This is a genomic window from Pseudomonas sp. 15C (assembly GCF_055484735.1).
This window is the reverse complement of the sequence record NZ_JBUDGD010000015.1, coordinates 81,461-99,110: the sequence shown is the minus strand read 5'-3', so window position 1 is coordinate 99,110 and position 17,650 is coordinate 81,461. Positions and strand designations below refer to the sequence as shown.

Genomic DNA, 17,650 nt, shown 5'->3' with positions numbered 1-17,650 from the left:
CCTGTTAGACTTTGCGCCTTTGTTTTCGCCCGTCTGCAGGATGTCTGATGCCCTCGCTGCCTCTTCGCTTGTCTGCACTGTTGCTGGCCCTGGGCCTGAGTGCCTGCGATGACGCCCCGCGTTTCACCCAGGCCGAGCCCGGTGAGGCGCGTTCGGGTGGTGCGGCGACGGTGCGCAAGAGCGATCAGAACGCGTTTTCCCTGCCGTCTGCCAATCTCCCACCCTCGCGACGGGTGGATTTCAGCGTCGGCAACAGCTTCTTTCGCAGCCCGTGGGTGATCGCGCCCTCGACCACTACCGCGCGCGACGGCCTCGGCCCGTTGTTCAATACCAACGCTTGCCAAAATTGCCACATCAAGGACGGTCGCGGTCATCCACCGGCGCCGGGCGCAAGCAATGCGGTGTCGATGCTGGTCAGGCTGTCGATTCCCGACTCGTCGCAATTCACCAAAGTCATCGAACAGCTTGGCGTGGTCCCGGAGCCGGTCTACGGCGGCCAGTTCCAGGACATGGCCGTGCCCGGCGTTGCGCCGGAGGGCAAGGTGCGCGTCGACTACACACCGGTGCCGGTGCGGTTCGCGGATGGCACGGAGGTCGAGCTGCGCAAACCGGTCCTGCAGATTACGCAACTGGGCTACGGGCCGATGCACCCGGACACGCGGTTTTCCGCGCGGGTGGCACCGCCGATGATTGGCCTGGGTCTGCTTGAAGCGATCCCCGAAGAGGCGATTCTCGCCAACGCTGCCGCACAAGCCAAAGACAACCAGGGCATCAACGGCCGGCCGAACCGGGTCTGGGACGATGAACTGCAGAAAACCGTCATCGGCCGTTTCGGCTGGAAAGCCGGGCAACCGAACCTCAATCAACAGAATGTGCACGCGTTTTCTGGTGACATGGGCCTGACCACCAGCCTGCGCCCGTTCGATGACTGCTCCGACGCGCAAACCGCCTGCAAGCAGGCACCGAACGGCAACGGCCCGGATGGCGAACCGGAAGTCAGCGACAACATTTTGCGACTGGTGCTGTTCTATAGCCGCAACCTCGCGGTGCCCGCGCGACGCGGCGTCAATGATGCCGAGGTGCTGGCGGGCAAGAATCTGTTTTTCCAGGCGGGTTGCCAGTCGTGCCATACACCGAAATACACCACCGCCGCCAACGCCGCCGAACCGGAACTGGCCAATCAGGTGATTCGCCCGTACAGCGATCTGCTGTTGCACGACATGGGCGAGGGTCTGGCGGACAATCGCAGCGAATTCCAGGCCACCGGCCGCGACTGGCGCACCCCGCCGTTGTGGGGGATCGGCCTGACGCAAGCGGTCAGCGGCCACACGCAATTTTTGCATGACGGCCGCGCGCGCAATCTGCTTGAAGCCGTGCTCTGGCATGGCGGCGAAGCGCAAGCCGCGCAGCAGCAGGTTTTGTCTTTCAATGCCGAGCAGCGCGCTGCGTTGCTGGCATTTTTGAACTCACTTTAAATACTGAAAAAAGAATCGGGAGCCCGACATGTTCCGTCCCAAGCTACTGTTCACCAGCCTTGCCGCGCTCGCCCTCGGCGCCTGCTCGCCGCAGGACCCGCAAGCGGTCACGTCGGCGGCCATCGCCAAGTCGGTGATTCTGCCGACCTATACCCGCTGGGTCGAAGCCGATAAACAACTGGCGGTCAGCGCCCTCGCCTACTGCCAGGGCAAGGAAACCCTGGAGACCGCGCGCGCCGATTTCCTTCATGCGCAAAAGGCTTGGGCCGAACTGCAACCGTTACTGATCGGCCCACTGGCCGAGGGCAATCGTTCGTGGCAGGTGCAGTTCTGGCCGGACAAGAAGAACCTTGTTGGCCGTCAGGTCGAGCAACTGGTCGTTGCCCAGCCGCAGATCGATGCGGCGGCACTGGCCAAGTCAAGTGTGGTGGTTCAGGGCCTGTCGGCTTATGAATACATCCTCTTCGATGCCAAGCCTGATGTCGCCAATGCCGAGCAGAAAGCCAAATACTGCCCGCTGCTGATCGCCATCGGCGAACGCCAGAAGCAATTGGCCGAAGAGATTCTGCAGGGCTGGAACAACACCGACGGCATGCTCGCGCAGATGAGCAAATTCCCGAATCAGCGTTATGCCGACTCCCACGAAGCGATCGCCGATCTGCTGCGCGTGCAGGTCACCGCACTGGACACCCTGAAGAAAAAGCTCGGCACGCCGATGGGCCGCCAGAGCAAGGGCGTGCCACAGCCGTTCCAGGCTGATGCGTGGCGCAGCCAGTCGTCGCTGACCGCACTGCAAGCCAGCCTTGCAGCGGCCAAAACCGTTTGGGAAGGCGTCGACAACAAAGGCCTGCGCGGTCTGTTGCCAGCCGAGCAGAAGCCGTTGGCCGACAAGATCGACGCCGCCTACGCCGCCTCGCTGAAACTGTTCGACAGCACCCAGCGCTCGCTCGGCGAAATGCTTGAAGACGACGCCGGTCGCCAGCAACTGAACGACATCTACGACAGCCTCAACGTCGTCCATCGCCTGCACGAAGGCGAACTGGCCAAGGCGCTGGGCATTCAACTGGGCTTCAACGCCAACGACGGTGACTGATGAGGGCAAGTGCCATGCTGCGACGCCAGGCTCTGACTTTAGGTAGTGTGCTGCTGGGAGCAGTGACGCTGGGCGGCTGGACGCTGTTCAAACGCAAGGATCAGAGCCCGCTGCTGCTGTCGGCGCGCGACGACACTGACGGCAGGCATTACGCCGTCGGTTATCGGCTCGACGGTACGCGGGTGTTCGCCACCCAGGTCGGCCAGCGCTGCCACGACATCATCAACCACCCGACGCAGCCGATCGCGCTGTTCGTGGCCCGGCGTCCGGGCACTGAGAGTTATCTGATCGACCTGCGCGACGGGACCTTGCTGCAAACCGTGACCTCGCAGCCGAACCGGCATTTCTACGGGCATGCCGTGGTGCACAAGGATGGCGAGTATTTGTACGCCACCGAGAACGACACCTCCGATCCAGGCCGTGGTTTGCTCGGCGTGTATAAATTCGAAGGCGAACGGCTGGTGCACAGCGGTGAGATTTCCACCCACGGCCTCGGTCCGCACCAGGTGTCGTGGATGCCCGACGGCGAAACCCTGGTGGTGGCCAACGGCGGGATTCGCACCGAGGCGGAAAGCCGCGTCGACATGAACCTCAACGCCATGGAGCCGAGCCTGGTGCTGATGCAGCGCGACGGTACGCTGCTGAGCAAGGAAACCCTCGCCCAGCAGATGAACAGCGTGCGTCACCTGGGCATCGCCAGTGACGGCACCATCGTCGCCGGTCAGCAGTTCATGGGCGCCTCTCATGAGCGCTCGGAGCTGTTGGCGATCAAGCGTCCGGGGCAACCCTTCGTGGCATTCCCGGTGCCGGAACACCAGCTGCAAGCGATGGGGCATTACACCGCCAGCGTCGCGGTGCACAGCGAGTTACGGCTGGTCGCGCTGACCGCGCCGCGGGGCAACCGTTTTTTCATCTGGGATCTGGACAGCGGCGAAGTGCGCCTCGACGCGCCGTTGCCCGATTGCGCCGGGGTCGGTGCGGTGCAGGACGGTTTTGTCGTGACCTCAGGTCAAGGCCGTTGCCGTTACTACGATTGCCGTCAGGCGGAGTTGCTGGCAAAGCCGCTGGAATTGCCCGCAGGGCTCTGGGACAACCATCTGCATCTGATGGCATAAGCCGCGCGCGGCAGCGGCTGACAGCATCTCGAGGGCGAGCGTCATTTCATGGCCCTCGCCCTTTTCATCGCCTGTAATAACTGCCAGTTGGAATACCCCTTGTACTCGGAGTAATGTGCCCGCCTGTCTCACCTGATTTATCCAAGGAACTGGAAATATGCTGCGTCGCCGCATGCTGATCATGTTGGGTGTTGTGTTGCTGATCGTCCTGGTGCTGGGCGGGTACAAAGCCTTTTCGATCTACACGATGATCCAGGGCTTTTCCAAACCGAAACCGCCGATCAGCGTCGCCGTGGCCAGGGCAAGCGAACAGCCATGGCAGATGCGTCTGCCGACAGTCGGCACGCTCAAGGCGCTGCAAGGTGTCGAACTGAGCCTGGAAGTCGCCGGCACGGTGACCGAACTCAAGTTCGAATCGGGGCAGAAGGTCAAGGCCGGGCAGCCGCTGCTGCAACTCGACAGCGCCGTCGAAACCGCGCTGCTGGAAACGGCCAGGGCTGATCTCGGCCTGGCACAACTGGATTTCGGCCGCGGCAGCCAACTGGTCGACAGCCGCGCCATCTCCAAAGGCGAGTACGACCGCCTCTCCGCTGTGCTGCAAAAGAACAAGGCCACGGTCAATCAGCTCAACGCGTCGCTGGCGAAAAAACGCATTCTCGCGCCGTTCAGCGGCACCATCGGCATCCGTCAGGTCGACGTCGGCGATTACCTCGCCAGCGGCACCCGAATCGCCACGCTGCAGGATTTGAGCAGCCTCTACGCCGACTTCTACCTGCCTGAACAATCGGTGCCGAAACTGGCCATCGGTCAACCGGTACAGATCGCCGTCGCCGCTTATCCGAAACAGAACTTCGCTGGCAAGATCAGCGCGATCAACCCGATCGTCGAAAGCAGCACGCGCAACATTCTGGTTCGCGCGACCCTGGCCAACCCCGATGGCAAGCTGCTGCCGGGCATGTTCGCCAGTCTCGAAGTGCTGCTGCCGGAGCCGCAGAAACACATCGTGGTGCCGGAGAGCGCGATCACCTACACCCTCTACGGCAACTCGGTGTACGTGGTCGGGCAGAAGAAAGCCGAGGACGGCAGCGTCGAAAAAGACGACAAGGGCCAACCGGTGCTGATCGCCGAACGCCGTTTCATCGAAACCGGTGAGCGCCGCGATGGCCTGGTGATGATCAACAAGGGCGTGCAGAGCGGCGAGCAAGTGGTGACGGCCGGCCAGATCAAACTGGACAACGGTGCACACATCGCCATCAGCGACGACAAGACCCTCGGCGAGCAGAACAGTCCGCCACGCGCCGACTGATCAAGGAATCCCCATGGCTTTTACCGACCCGTTCATCCGTCGCCCGGTGCTCGCCACCGTGGTCAGCCTGTTGATTGTGCTGCTCGGCTTCCAGGCCTGGAGCAAGTTGCCGCTGCGCCAGTACCCGCAGATGGAAAACGCGCTGATCACGGTGACCACCGCCTACCCCGGGGCCAATGCCGAAACCATTCAGGGCTACATCACCCAGCCGATGCAGCAAAGTCTGGCGAGTGCCGAGGGCATCGACTACATGACCTCGGTCAGCCGGCAGAACTTCTCGGTGATTTCGATCTATGCGCGAATCGGCGCCAACACCGATCGCCTGTTCACCGAACTGCTGGCCAAGGCCAACGAGGTAAAAAACAAGCTGCCGCAGGACGCCGAAGATCCGGTGCTGAGCAAGGAATCCGCCGACGCCTCGGCCCTGATGTACATCAGTTTCTTCAGCGAGGACCTGAGCAACCCGCAGATCACCGATTACCTGTCACGGGTGATCCAGCCAAAACTGGCGACCCTGCCGGGCATGGCCGAAGCAGAGATTCTCGGCAATCAGGTGTTTGCCATGCGCCTGTGGCTCGACCCGGTGAAACTCGCCGGTTTCGGTCTCAGCGCCGCCGATGTGACCAACGCGGTTCGCCAGTACAACTTTCTCTCCGCCGCCGGCGAAGTGAAAGGCGAGTACACCGTTACCAGCATCAACGCCAACACCGAGCTGAAGTCTGCCGAAGCCTTTGCCGCGATTCCGCTCAAGGTCGATGGCGACAGCCGCGTATTGCTCAGCGATGTCGCACGGGTGGAGATGGGCGCGGAAAACTACGACTCGATCAGCTCGTTCGGCGGCACGCCATCGGTGTACATCGGCATCAAGGCGACACCGGGGGCCAACCCGCTGGACGTGATCAAGGAAGTGCGCAAGCTGATGCCGGAGCTGGAAGCGCAGTTGCCGCCGAACCTGAAAAGCGAAATCGCCTACGACGCCACGTTGTTCATCCAGGCTTCGATCGACGAAGTGGTGAAAACCCTGTTCGAAGCGGTGCTGATCGTCATCGTCGTGGTGTTCCTTTTCCTCGGTGCGCTGCGCTCGGTGGTGATCCCGGTGGTGACCATTCCGTTGTCGATGATCGGCGTGATGTTCTTCATGCAGATGATGGGCTACTCGATGAACCTGCTGACGCTGCTGGCAATGGTCCTCGCCATCGGCCTGGTGGTCGACGATGCGATTGTCGTGGTGGAAAACATTCATCGTCACATCGAGGAAGGCAAGACACCGTTCGACTCCGCGCTGGAAGGCGCCCGCGAAATCGCCATGCCGGTGGTGTCGATGACGATCACCCTGGCGGCGGTGTATGCGCCGATCGGTTTTCTCACCGGCCTGACCGGCGCGCTGTTCAAGGAGTTCGCCCTGACTCTGGCCGGCGCGGTGGTGATTTCCGGCGTCGTGGCCCTGACCCTGTCACCGATGATGTGCGCGTTCCTGCTGCGGCATGACCAGAACCCCAGTGGCCTGGCTCATCGTCTGGACCGGATCTTCGACAGCCTCAAACGCCGCTATCAGAGCATGCTGCATGGCACGCTCAATACACGGCCGGTGGTGCTGGTGTTTGCGCTGATCGTGCTGTGCCTGATTCCGCTGTTCCTCAAGTTCACCAAGTCGGAACTGGCGCCGGACGAAGACCAGGGCATCATTTTCATGATGGCCAGTGCGCCGCAGCCGACCAACCTTGATTACCTGAGCACCTACACCGACGAATTCATCACGATCTTCAAGGAATTCCCCGAGTACTACTCCTCGTTCCAGATCAACGGCTACAACGGTGTGCAGGCGGGGATTGGCGGCTTCCTGCTGAAACCGTGGAACGAGCGCAGCCGCACGCAGATGGAAATCCTGCCGCAAGTGCAAGGCAAACTCGAAAGCATTCCGGGCTTGCAGATCTTTGGCTTCAACCTGCCCTCCCTGCCCGGCACCGGCGAAGGCTTGCCGTTCGAATTCGTGATCAATACGGCCAACGATTACGAACTGCTGCTGCAAGTCGCCGACCGAATCAAGAAACGTGCGATGGAGTCGGGCAAGTTTGCCTTCGTCGACCTTGATCTGGCGTTCGACAAACCGGAAGTGGTGGTCGATATCGATCGCGCCAAGGCCGCGCAGATGGGCGTGTCCATGCAGGACCTCGGCGGCACCCTGGCGACATTGTTGGGCGAGGCGGAAATCAACCGTTTCACCATTGAGGGACGCAGCTACAAGGTGATCGCGCAGGTCGAACGCGCCTACCGTGACAACCCGGACTGGCTGAACAACTACTACGTGAAGAACACCCAGGGCGAACTGTTGCCGTTGTCGACGTTGATCAAGGTCAGCGACCGTGCGCGACCGCGTCAGCTCAACCAGTTCCAGCAACTCAACGCGGCGAAGATTTCCGGTTTCCCGCTGGTGAGCATGGGTGAAGCCATCGACACGGTGTTGCAGATCGCTCGTGAGGAAGCACCCGCTGGCTTTGCTTTTGACTATGGCGGCGCCTCCCGCCAGTTCGTCCAGGAAGGCAGCGCCTTGTGGGTCACCTTCGCCTTGGCGCTGGCGATCATCTTTCTGGTGCTGGCGGCACAGTTCGAAAGCTTCCGCGATCCGCTGGTGATTCTGGTGACGGTGCCGTTGTCGATCTGCGGGGCGCTGATTCCGCTGTTTCTCGGCTGGTCGAGCATGAACATCTACACCCAGGTCGGGCTGGTGACGCTGATCGGCCTGATCAGCAAGCACGGGATCCTGATCGTCGAGTTCGCCAACCAGTTGCGCAAGGACAAAGGCCTGACCGCGCGTGAAGCGGTTGAAGAAGCCGCGGCGATTCGCTTGCGCCCGGTGCTGATGACCACGGCGGCGATGGTGTTCGGCATGGTGCCGCTGATTCTCGCGACGGGCGCGGGGGCGGTCAGCCGCTTTGATATCGGCATGGTGATTGCCACGGGCATGTCCATCGGCACGCTGTTCACGCTGTTCGTGTTGCCGTGCGTTTATACCCTGCTGGCGAAACCCGATCCCCAACCCACCACTTAGCCCCTTGCAGGAGTGAGCCTGCTCGCGATGGCGGTATGTCAGTTTCCATAATGTTGACTGACACACCGCTATCGCGAGCAGGCTCACTCCTACAAGGGGGAGCGGTGTGTAAAAAAAAGGCCTCGCATCTGCGAGGCCTTTTACGTGGGCATCAATTTCAACTGGCTGGCCTCATCCCTTGAGATAGCCCGAACATGAACAACAGCAGATCATGATCGGGTTTGGTCGCCACGGAGGCTTTCGCCACCCGAGGCAGCGTGCAATGAGCGTCCGTCGTGGACGCTCCGATGACCTGCATGCGGGGCTGCTCCCAGGCAGCCACCGCCAATGAAGCGACTGCCAAGGCTCCGACCAGAAACAAACCTCGTGCAATTTCTAGTTTCATCGCTATAAACCTTTGATAGCGCTGCCAAACGCCGTCTCATAAAAATAGACGAGTTTTTTCCAGTCGGCATCGCGGAACGACGAATGGCGACGCAGTTGCTTCATGTCGTGCTGTGCGGCGCGATAGGCGGTCAGGCGCTGGCGGCATTTTTCCAGATCGATCAACGCTACTTCGACCTTGGCCGACTCACCCTCGCCGGTCACCCGCACGAATACGTGCTTGATGTAGATGCAGCTGTGCTGCCAGCGACCCTTGTGCATGCGCGCGAGATTTTCCGCCAGGTCCTTGAGCACGCGCTCATAGACCACGTCGCCACATTGATCGCGACCGCCGGCAGCGGCCAGCCAATGCTCCAGTTCCTGGAAACCGTCCAGGGATTGGGTCACCAGCAGTGCGCGCCATTTGTGCTGCGGATCAGGCTGAGCACCACAGAAAACGATTTGCGGTACGCGTACACCGAGCTTGCTTACGCCGGTCAGCGCATCGAGTTCGCGCAATACGGTAGGACGACCGAACGGGTGCAACCAGCTGCGATAGATGTGTCCGGTCTGGCGCTTGGCGTACAGCAACTGACCGTCGCGACCAACGATGCGCTGTACCCCGCTTTCGCCACCGCGGCGTACGTTGGGTTCTTCAACCCATTCGCCACGCTGGGCCCAGTAATAATCGAAACCATCTTGCGAAGCGACGTTCGCTTCAACTGCTGCTTGCACTGCCATCCCTTACCTCTTGCGTAATACGTAAACCCGCCACATCGCATAGAGCGGTATAAAGTCCAGTTGTTCCTGAATGCGGAACCCGGCCTGTTGAAATTCTTTCTCGATCGTCGCCGCCGGAATCAGAAAACGATTCTGGTAATCACGATTCGGCCGGTCCAGCTCGGCGCGCTTGCGCTTCCAGGCTTTGAAATTGCCGTCTACCCACAATGAAACAATCACACTGTCGCGGCTCACGCGCTCGAATTCGCGCAGGATCACCTGGCGGTGCTCGGACTCACCGATGTGGTGCAGCAGCCGCATGCAGAAAATGCTGTCGACCGAGTTGTCCGGCAAGGCAATGTCGAACGCCGAGGTGTGCAGCGGTTGGACCCGCTTGACCACATCGGCCGGTTGCCCCTGCATTGCTGTCTTGATCATCGATTCGGAGTTGTCCGCACCGATGATCACCCGGTTGGGTTTTTCCGCGAGCATTGGCCAGAAACGCCCGGCACCGCAGGGCAAATCCAGCACCAGACCGGGATCGCCTGCGAGTGACAAGGCCTTGCGCGCCAACTGTTCATCGCGCCAATGCGACAAGCGACGGCCCATACTTTCCTTGTGCTTGCGCAGATATCTCTGCGCATGCTGGTCGTCGTACTTTTCCGAAAAATCGAGCTTGATCGGGTCGGCCATGATCTGGACTCCTGAATGTCTGATGACGCCACCTTAGTCAGCGGCGTGTCAGCGTCAGGTCATCCAATTGTGAAAAAAATGTCAGGTAAACCGGCAAAGTATTACAACGTTATACAGGAATCAGACAGCTTGACGGGAGTAGCCTGTCGCGACTATTTGCCTGCATTCACGCCAAGATCTACCTCGAATCGGCAGCCATTGGGTTCCATCGTGCTCAAGCTCACGGTCCAGCCCTGGTTTTCACAGATGCGCTGCACCAGCGATAAGCCAAGCCCGAGGCCGTCACCGCGTTTCTCACTGCCGCGCACGAACGGTTCGAACATCGCTTCGCGCTTTTCCTCGGGAATCCCAACGCCGGAATCCTCGACGATAAAGCCGTGAGCCGTCAGGGTCAGGCGAATGAAACCCTCCTCGGTGTAATGCAGCGCGTTGCGCAGCAGGTTGCCCATCACCGCGTTGAGTAACGTCGCGTTGTAGCGGGCGTCCGATGGGCTGCCCGGCTCGAACACCAGCCTCAGGCCCTTGCGCTCGATCGGCTCGCGCCACAGGCACAGCAGGCTTTGCGCCACTTGCGTAAGGTTGTGTTGCGGCGCCGCTCCGGGCTCTTCGTTTTGCGCGCGCGCCAGCATCAGGAACGTCTGCACCAATTCGCGCATCTCCTCACTGGCACGAGCGATACGCTCGACCTGCGAGCGACCGCGCTGATCGATGCCCGGATTCTCCAGCAGCAGCTCGCAGGAACTGGCCAGCACCATCAGCGGCGTACGCAATTCATGACTGACGTCGCTGGTGAACAAGCGCTCGCGGGTCAGCGCCTGACGCAGGCGCCCCAATGTCGCGTCGAACGCTACCGCCAGCTCACCGACTTCATCCGCCGCATAATCCGGCGCCAACGGCGGTGCCAGCCCGAGCAACTGATCGCGATGACGGACCTGCCGCGCCAGCCGTACCACCGGCGCCATCACCTTGCGCGCCAGCACCCAGCCGAGGAATACCGCCAGCGCCAGGCTGAGCACGAAACCCACCAGCACCACGGCAAACAGAACGCGTTCGCGCTCTTCGAAATCGCTTTGATCCTGCAACAGAACGTACCGGCGGCCATCGACGATCTCGACCATCGCGTGATACGACAGCTGCTCGCGGAACACTTCATGAAAACCGGCATCGAGATGGCGCAGGTCCTTGGGCAGATCGAAATCGCCCGGCCCGCCGCTGAAATAGAACAGCTGATCCGGTTCGGGGCGGTGGCTCCAGTCGGAAACGTTGTCCATCAGCAACAAGCGCTGCAAGTCGCCGCCCAGCCCCGCCGAAATCAGTTTTTCCTCGACCAGATGCACCGTCGCGACAATGCCCATGGCGAACGCGCCGGCCACCAGTGCACTCATCAAGGCAAAGGCAATGATGATCCGCTGCGAAAGGCTTTGCCTGAACTCCATTACACGTCGGCCAAGCGGTAACCCACCCCGTGCACGGTGTGCAGCAGTGGCTTGGCGAATGGCTTGTCGATCACCTGGCGCAACTGGTGCACGTGGCTGCGCAGGCTGTCACTGTCCGGGCAGTCATCGCCCCACAGCGCTTCTTCGAGAATTTCCCGGCGCAACACATGCGGGCTCTTCTGCATCAGCACGGCCAGCAGCTTCAGGCCGACCGGGTTGAGCTTGAGCAGTTTGCCGTCGCGCGTCACTTCCAGGGTGTCGAGGTCATAGCTCAGGTCGGCGACCTGCAAGGCGCGCCGGCCACCGCCCTGAGCGCGACGCATCACGGCTTCGACCCGCGCCGCGAGTTCGGACAAGGCAAACGGTTTGATCAGGTAATCGTCGGCACCCGACTTGAAGCCCTGCAAGCGGTCGTCCAGTTGATCGCGCGCGGTGAGCATGATCACCGGTGTGTCACGCCGTGCATCTTCGCGCAGGCGTTTGCACAGGGTATAGCCGTCGATCCCCGGCAACATGATGTCGAGGACGATCAGGTCGTAATGCTCGGTGGCGGCAAGGTGCAGGCCCGACAAACCGTCCTGCGCGCAATCGACGGTGTAGCCCTTGAGGCCCAGGTAATCGGCCAGATTGGCCAGGATGTCGCGGTTGTCTTCGACCAACAGAATTCGCATGGGCACCTCCTCCGAACGGGGTTACGGCCGTCTTGGCCCGCGCAGCTTACGGCCAAGTGTGGCTCACGGCTAGGCGTGTGTCGGGTTGTTTGGCGATAAAAGTGCTGATGCCGCCCGCCAACGTTTTTTTCACTTTCGATTAACGAATCGGCAACGCCCGTCCGCGCAGACTCCGCGCGATTGCGCTCCCCTGAACATACTTGCCGACCAAGGAATTGCCCATGGCGTTGACCTCTGCCCGTCCCGTTTCCCGGCCGCTGAATCTGTGGTTATGCCTGGGCATACCTGCGGTCGCGGCGATCATTCTGGTGTTGCTCGAACTGACCGATCTGGACATGGATCTGGCCCGACTGTTCTATGACCCGGTCGCCGGCGACTTCATCGGACGGCACAGCTATTTTCTCGAAGACATCCTGCATGACCGCGCCAAACAAGTGGTCATCGCCTTCTCGGTGTTCGCGATCCTCGGTTTCATCGCCTCGTTTTTCCTCGCCCGACTTAAACCGTTCAAGCGTGAGCTGGGCTGCCTGGTGCTGTCGCTGGGCCTGGCCACTTCGTTCGTCACCCCGGTCAAAGCCGTGACGGCGGTGCAGTGCCCGTGGAGCCTTGAGCAGTTCGGTGGGCATGAAACGTACAGCAAACTGATGGAACATCGTCCCGCCACCGACAAGCCGGGGCGTTGCTGGCCCGGCGGGCATGCGGCGACGGGTTTCACCTTGTTTGCGCTGTTTTTTGTTCTGCGCGATCGTCGCCCACGGCTGGCGCGGCAGGCGTTTGTTTTTGCCTTTGCGCTGGGCTCGGTGTTTTCGATCAGCCGGATGATGCAGGGCGCGCACTTCTTTTCGCATAACGTCTGGACGGCGATTTTCTGCTGGCTGATTTGTCTGGGGGCTTATTACTGGGTGCTGTATCGCCCGGCGGGCAAGACTGCAACGGTTGTCAAAGCACGCCCCGTCAGCGCTTGATCGGACGCAATCGCTGGCAAGCCAGCTCCCACAGGGACTGAGAGTGTTCACACACTATGTGCCTGACCTTGGACTCCTGTGGGAGCTGGCTTGCCAGCGATGGCCACACCTCGGTCTGTAGCCCACCCCAGAATTCGGGCAATAAAAAACCCCGCTGGCTTGCGCCGGCGGGGTTTTTCGTTACAGGGTAAGGCTGGCTTACATCATGCCGCCCATGCCACCCATGCCGCCCATGTCTGGCATACCGCCGCCAGCCGAGCCTTCTTTCTTCGGTGCGTCAGCAACAGCTGCTTCGGTGGTCAGGATCAGACCGCCGATCGAGGCTGCGGCTTGCAGAGCCGAACGAGTTACCTTGGTTGGGTCCAGGATGCCCATTTCGATCATGTCGCCGTATTCGCCAGAAGCAGCGTTGTAACCGAAGTTACCTTTGCCGTTCTTCACTTCGTTGACGACGACGCTTGGCTCGTCACCGGAGTTGGCAGCGATCTGACGCAGCGGCGCTTCAACAGCGCGACGCAGCACAGCGATACCGACGTTCTGGTCAGCGTTGTCGCCGGTCAGTTCGGTCAGGGCTTCCAGAGCACGGATCAGCGCTACGCCACCGCCAGGTACCACGCCTTCTTCAACGGCTGCACGGGTTGCGTGCAGGGCGTCTTCAACGCGGGCCTTCTTCTCTTTCATTTCAACTTCGGAACCAGCGCCAACCTTGATCACTGCAACGCCGCCGGACAGCTTGGCCAGACGCTCCTGCAGTTTTTCACGGTCGTAGTCGGAGGAAGTTTCGGCAACCTGGGCACGGATCTGAGCGATACGGCCTTCGATGTCTGCCTGCACGCCAGCACCGTCAACGATGATGGTGTTTTCCTTGGACAGGGTCACGCGCTTGGCGTTACCCAGGTGCTCCAGAGTGGTGCTTTCCAGGCTCAGACCGATCTCTTCGGAGATCACGGTACCACCGGTCAGAACAGCGATGTCCTGCAGCATGGCCTTGCGACGATCGCCGAAGCCTGGTGCCTTGACGGCAGCGACTTTAACGATACCGCGCATGTTGTTCACAACCAGAGTCGCCAGGGCTTCGCCTTCAACGTCTTCGGCAACGATCAGCAGCGGACGGCCGGCTTTGGCAACCGCTTCCAGAACAGGCAGCATTTCGCGGATGTTCGAGATCTTCTTGTCGACCAGCAGGATCAGCGGGCCGTCGAGCTCGGCAACCATGGTGTCCGGCTTGTTGACGAAGTACGGCGACAGGTAGCCACGGTCGAACTGCATGCCTTCTACAACCGACAGTTCGTTTTCCAGGCCCGAGCCTTCTTCAACGGTGATCACGCCTTCTTTACCGACCTTTTCCATGGCTTCGGCAATGATGTCGCCGATGGAGTTGTCGGAGTTGGCGGAGATGGTACCGACCTGAGCGATGGCCTTGAAGTCAGCGCATGGCTTGGACAGGGCTTTCAGCTCTTTGACAATGGCGATGGTTGCCTTGTCGATGCCGCGTTTCAGGTCCATCGGGTTCATGCCGGCAGCGACGGCTTTCAGGCCTTCGTTGACGATCGACTGAGCCAGAACGGTGGCAGTGGTAGTACCGTCACCGGCGTCATCGTTGGCACGGGAGGCAACGTCTTTGACCAGCTGCGCGCCCATGTTTTCGAAGCGATCTTCGAGTTCGATTTCTTTGGCGACGGATACGCCGTCCTTGGTGATGGTCGGAGCGCCGAAGCTCTTCTCAAGGATCACGTTACGGCCTTTCGGGCCCAGGGTCGCTTTTACCGCGTCAGCCAGAACGTTGACGCCTTTGAGCATCTTGGAGCGGGCGGCATCGCCGAACTTAACTTCTTTAGCAGCCATGATCGATATTCCTTAAATACTTTGTAGTAACGGGAAAATGAACGGGAGTATCAGCCTTCGATAACCGCGAGGATTTCGTTCTCGCTCATTACCAGCAGGTCTTCACCATCGACTTTCACAGTGTTGCTGCCGGAGTAAGGACCGAACACAACCTTGTCGCCTTCCTTCACGGACAGTGCACGCACTTCGCCGTTTTCCAGAGCTTTGCCCGGGCCTACAGCGAGAATCACACCGTGGTTGGCTTTTTCAGCAGCCGAACCTGGCAGGACGATACCGCCAGCGGTTTTCTTTTCTTCTTCGCTGCGACGGATGACGACGCGGTCATGCAGAGGACGAAGCTTCATTGTCGATCTCTCCTAATTGTGGTTTTCATCGGCCGGTGTAGTCCCGGCGGGTTTAACAAATCCGGCCTGTGCCGGGTGCGGCTCGTCGAGCGAACCGCGCAAGTCTGTCCGGTGTAATCACCGGAAACCTTTCGGTGACCGATACATAGGGGCGTACAAGCTGATTACAAGGGCTGGGGCAAAAAAAATTTTGACGCCGTCCGGCGATTTGGCCCCATAAACGAGCACGGCACCCGAAGGTGCCGTGCCGATGTTGACGTTACTTGTGGTCGCGGTGTTCGAACTCGCCTTCGATCACATTCGGCTCACGGCCCAACGGCTCGCGTGGTGCCGGACCGCCACGGGGTTGCAGGTCATCGGCGAAGGCGCGCTGGCGCATGGCCTGGTCTTCGGCACGCTGGCGCATTTTGTTCGCCAGCAGACGCCGGGTGAACGGCAGCAGCATGACCAGACCGACCACGTCGCTGATAAAGCCTGGAATGATCAGCAAACCGCCGGCCAGGGCCAGCATCAGCCCTTCGAGCATGGTTTGTGCCGGCAGTTCGCCGCGGTTCAGGCTTTCACGGGCACGCAGCGCCGTGGCCAGGCCGGCGATGCGCAGCACAAACACGCCGAACATCGAGCCGACGATAATCAGCAGCAGGGCCGGGAAGAACCCGATCGCCCCTGCCACTTTGACGAATACGAACAGCTCCAGCACTGGAAACAGCAGAAAGAGCAACAGAAAAGGGCGCATCAAAATTGTCCTCAACGCAAGAAATGCCTTGCAGTAAGCCTTAGATGACGTCGCCTTTGCGTGAATTCAACCTTAAGAAGGCGTATTTTTTGGCCAGACCTCAGCGTGAGCCAATGAAACCAGGGCTTCGCGCACTTGTGTCGGAGTATTGCAAGGGCTTGGGAAGCCTAGCCAGTACAACGCCTGACCGATGCGCAAGTGCATGCCTTCGCTGTCAATCCCGGCCAGTTGCGCCGGCACGCTGTTCGGCAAACCGGCGAGCTCGACGTAATGGGCGATAGCCTTGGCATGGTCGCTGTTCATGTGATCGACCATGCTGATCTCGGCCTTGCCGGCGAACGGGTTGGCCAGGGTCAACTGATCGATCCAGTGAATCGCACCGAAACCGCCGATGTAGCGGTGGCGTACCGGATCCAGTACCCAGAAGTCGAAATCGTGAGCCTTGTGGTAGTTCTGCGAATCCGGGAAGTAGCGGTAGTAACGTTCGGCGGCGGCTTCGATGGCGGCAGGGTCTTCGAGCTTTTGCGCTTGTGCAAGATAAGTAAGGCGCCCCACCGCTTGCACGTCATCGGCCTCGCGCTCGCCCACCAGCATCGAGCATTTCGGGTCTTTTTGCAGATTGTGGGTGTGCTGGGCGATGCGGCTGATCAGGATCAGCGGCCGGCCCTGCTCGTCCAGGCAATACGGGACCACGGAGCCGAACGGAAAACCGGGCATCGATCTGGAGTGGGTCGAGAGCACTCCACGGTATTCCTTGAGAAGCAATTCTCGGGCATTCTTCGCCACTTCAACGCTCAATTTATGACTCCTTGAATAGATTCCGTCGAAAAAACGGACGGGCGCGCGAAAACAGGTTTCGGCTACGCCATCGGGCAATTCTCCATTGCAACCCGGCCACGGCCGGGGCGGAACGGGAGCCGCCAAGAATAAAAACCATCAGACCAGCAATCGGGGCATGCGCATGCAACTCAACGACAAAGTAATCATTATCACTGGCGGTTGCCAGGGTTTGGGCCGCTCCATGGCCGAGTATCTCGCCGGCAAAGGCGCGAAGCTCGCGCTGGTCGATCTCAATCAGGAAAAGCTCGACGACGCCGTCGCGGCGTGCAAAGCCAGGGGCGTCGAGGCGCGCAGCTATCTGTGCAACGTCGCCAATGAAGAACAGGTCGAGCACATGGTCGCCCAGGTGGCCGCTGATTTCGGCGCAATTCACGGGCTGATCAACAATGCCGGGATCCTGCGTGACGGCCTGCTGCTGAAGGTCAAGGACGGCGAAATGAGCAAGATGAGCCTGGCCCAGTGGCAGGCAGTCATCGATGTCAACCTGACCGGCGTGTTCCTTTGCACCCGTGAGGTGGCGGCGAAAATGGTCGAGCTGAAGAACAGCGGCGCGATCATCAACATCTCGTCGATCTCCCGCGCCGGCAATGTCGGCCAGACCAACTATTCCGCGGCCAAGGCCGGTGTTGCGGCAGCGACGGTGACCTGGGCCAGGGAACTGGCGCGCTACGGCATTCGCGTGGCCGGCATTGCACCGGGCTTCATCGAAACCGAAATGACCTTGGGCATGAAACCCGAAGCGCTGGAGAAAATGACCTCGGGCATCCCGCTCAAGCGCATGGGCAAACCAGAAGAGATCGCCCATTCGGCAGCGTATATCTTCGAAAACGACTACTACACCGGGCGGATTCTGGAGATGGATGGCGGCTTGCGTATCTGACTGCCAACCCAAAACCAGATGTAGGAGTGAGCCTGCTCGCGATAGCGGTAATCAATTCACCACCGCTGGTGAATGTTAAACCGCGATCGCGAGCAGGCTCACTCCTACAAGGGATCTCA

16 protein-coding genes are annotated in these 17,650 nt (G+C 60.4%); 7 read left to right on the top strand and 9 right to left on the bottom strand.

Annotation, left to right across the window (positions count from 1 at the left end):
• The first annotated feature begins 47 nt into the window (after positions 1-47).
• From ACYYKW_RS10870 to ACYYKW_RS10850, 5 genes are all read left to right on the top strand, one after another.
• A complete protein-coding gene (locus tag ACYYKW_RS10870) occupies positions 48-1,475 on the top strand; it encodes a di-heme oxidoreductase family protein (protein ID WP_464990110.1) in 1,428 nt (475 codons plus the stop codon).
• A gap of 28 nt (positions 1,476-1,503) precedes the next feature.
• Positions 1,504-2,568 carry an imelysin family protein gene (locus ACYYKW_RS10865; RefSeq protein WP_090285802.1) on the top strand — a complete coding sequence of 355 codons (1,065 nt, stop codon included), beginning with the start codon at positions 1,504-1,506 and terminating at the stop codon, positions 2,566-2,568.
• 14 nt (positions 2,569-2,582) lie between these two features.
• Positions 2,583-3,683: a DUF1513 domain-containing protein gene (locus tag ACYYKW_RS10860; protein ID WP_464990109.1), complete on the top strand. Its 1,101-nt coding sequence runs from the start codon at positions 2,583-2,585 to the stop codon at positions 3,681-3,683.
• A 157-nt stretch (positions 3,684-3,840) separates the two neighbouring features.
• Positions 3,841-4,989 carry an efflux RND transporter periplasmic adaptor subunit gene (locus ACYYKW_RS10855; protein ID WP_336355326.1) on the top strand — a complete coding sequence of 383 codons (1,149 nt, stop codon included), beginning with the start codon at positions 3,841-3,843 and terminating at the stop codon, positions 4,987-4,989.
• Between the two features lie 13 nt (positions 4,990-5,002).
• Complete coding sequence (locus ACYYKW_RS10850; RefSeq protein WP_464990108.1) at positions 5,003-8,038, top strand: multidrug efflux RND transporter permease subunit; 3,036 nt, start codon at positions 5,003-5,005, stop codon at positions 8,036-8,038.
• A 157-nt stretch (positions 8,039-8,195) separates the two neighbouring features.
• Here ACYYKW_RS10850 and ACYYKW_RS10845 read toward each other — a convergent pair whose 3' ends face one another.
• From ACYYKW_RS10845 to colR, 5 genes are all read right to left on the bottom strand, one after another.
• Complete coding sequence (locus tag ACYYKW_RS10845) at positions 8,196-8,423, bottom strand: hypothetical protein (protein ID WP_090285811.1); 228 nt, start codon at positions 8,421-8,423, stop codon at positions 8,196-8,198.
• Between the two features lie 2 nt (positions 8,424-8,425).
• The gene (locus ACYYKW_RS10840) at positions 8,426-9,142 is read right to left on the bottom strand and encodes a lipopolysaccharide kinase InaA family protein (protein ID WP_090285813.1); all 717 of its coding nucleotides are present in this window, start codon (positions 9,140-9,142) and stop codon (positions 8,426-8,428) included.
• Between the two features lie 3 nt (positions 9,143-9,145).
• Complete coding sequence (locus ACYYKW_RS10835; RefSeq protein WP_464990107.1) at positions 9,146-9,814, bottom strand: class I SAM-dependent methyltransferase; 669 nt, start codon at positions 9,812-9,814, stop codon at positions 9,146-9,148.
• A gap of 152 nt (positions 9,815-9,966) precedes the next feature.
• A complete protein-coding gene (locus ACYYKW_RS10830; protein ID WP_090285818.1) occupies positions 9,967-11,250 on the bottom strand; it encodes a sensor histidine kinase in 1,284 nt (427 codons plus the stop codon).
• The gene (colR, locus tag ACYYKW_RS10825; protein ID WP_064119015.1) at positions 11,250-11,921 is read right to left on the bottom strand and encodes a two-component system response regulator ColR; all 672 of its coding nucleotides are present in this window, start codon (positions 11,919-11,921) and stop codon (positions 11,250-11,252) included. The genes ACYYKW_RS10830 and colR overlap by 1 nt, the downstream gene beginning before the upstream one ends.
• A gap of 221 nt (positions 11,922-12,142) precedes the next feature.
• Between colR and ACYYKW_RS10820 the strand changes: the two genes are divergently transcribed.
• Positions 12,143-12,886 carry a phosphatase PAP2 family protein gene (locus ACYYKW_RS10820; RefSeq protein WP_464990106.1) on the top strand — a complete coding sequence of 248 codons (744 nt, stop codon included), beginning with the start codon at positions 12,143-12,145 and terminating at the stop codon, positions 12,884-12,886.
• A gap of 198 nt (positions 12,887-13,084) precedes the next feature.
• On the opposite strand, the gene groL is transcribed toward ACYYKW_RS10820, so the two are convergent.
• The 4 genes from groL to ACYYKW_RS10800 form a co-directional block, all read right to left on the bottom strand.
• Complete coding sequence (gene groL, locus ACYYKW_RS10815) at positions 13,085-14,731, bottom strand: chaperonin GroEL (RefSeq protein ID WP_090285825.1); 1,647 nt, start codon at positions 14,729-14,731, stop codon at positions 13,085-13,087.
• Positions 14,732-14,781: 50 nt separating this feature from the next.
• Positions 14,782-15,075: a co-chaperone GroES gene (locus ACYYKW_RS10810; protein ID WP_007916610.1), complete on the bottom strand. Its 294-nt coding sequence runs from the start codon at positions 15,073-15,075 to the stop codon at positions 14,782-14,784.
• A 259-nt stretch (positions 15,076-15,334) separates the two neighbouring features.
• On the bottom strand, positions 15,335-15,811 hold the full coding sequence (locus tag ACYYKW_RS10805) for an FxsA family protein (RefSeq protein ID WP_090285827.1): 477 nt from the start codon (positions 15,809-15,811) through the stop codon (positions 15,335-15,337).
• A 72-nt stretch (positions 15,812-15,883) separates the two neighbouring features.
• The gene (locus tag ACYYKW_RS10800) at positions 15,884-16,609 is read right to left on the bottom strand and encodes a HugZ family pyridoxamine 5'-phosphate oxidase (protein ID WP_336355328.1); all 726 of its coding nucleotides are present in this window, start codon (positions 16,607-16,609) and stop codon (positions 15,884-15,886) included.
• Between the two features lie 163 nt (positions 16,610-16,772).
• Here ACYYKW_RS10800 and ACYYKW_RS10795 point away from each other — a divergent pair, with 163 nt between their 5' ends.
• Complete coding sequence (locus tag ACYYKW_RS10795; protein WP_093106508.1) at positions 16,773-17,531, top strand: SDR family oxidoreductase; 759 nt, start codon at positions 16,773-16,775, stop codon at positions 17,529-17,531.
• The last annotated feature ends 119 nt before the right edge of the window (positions 17,532-17,650 follow it).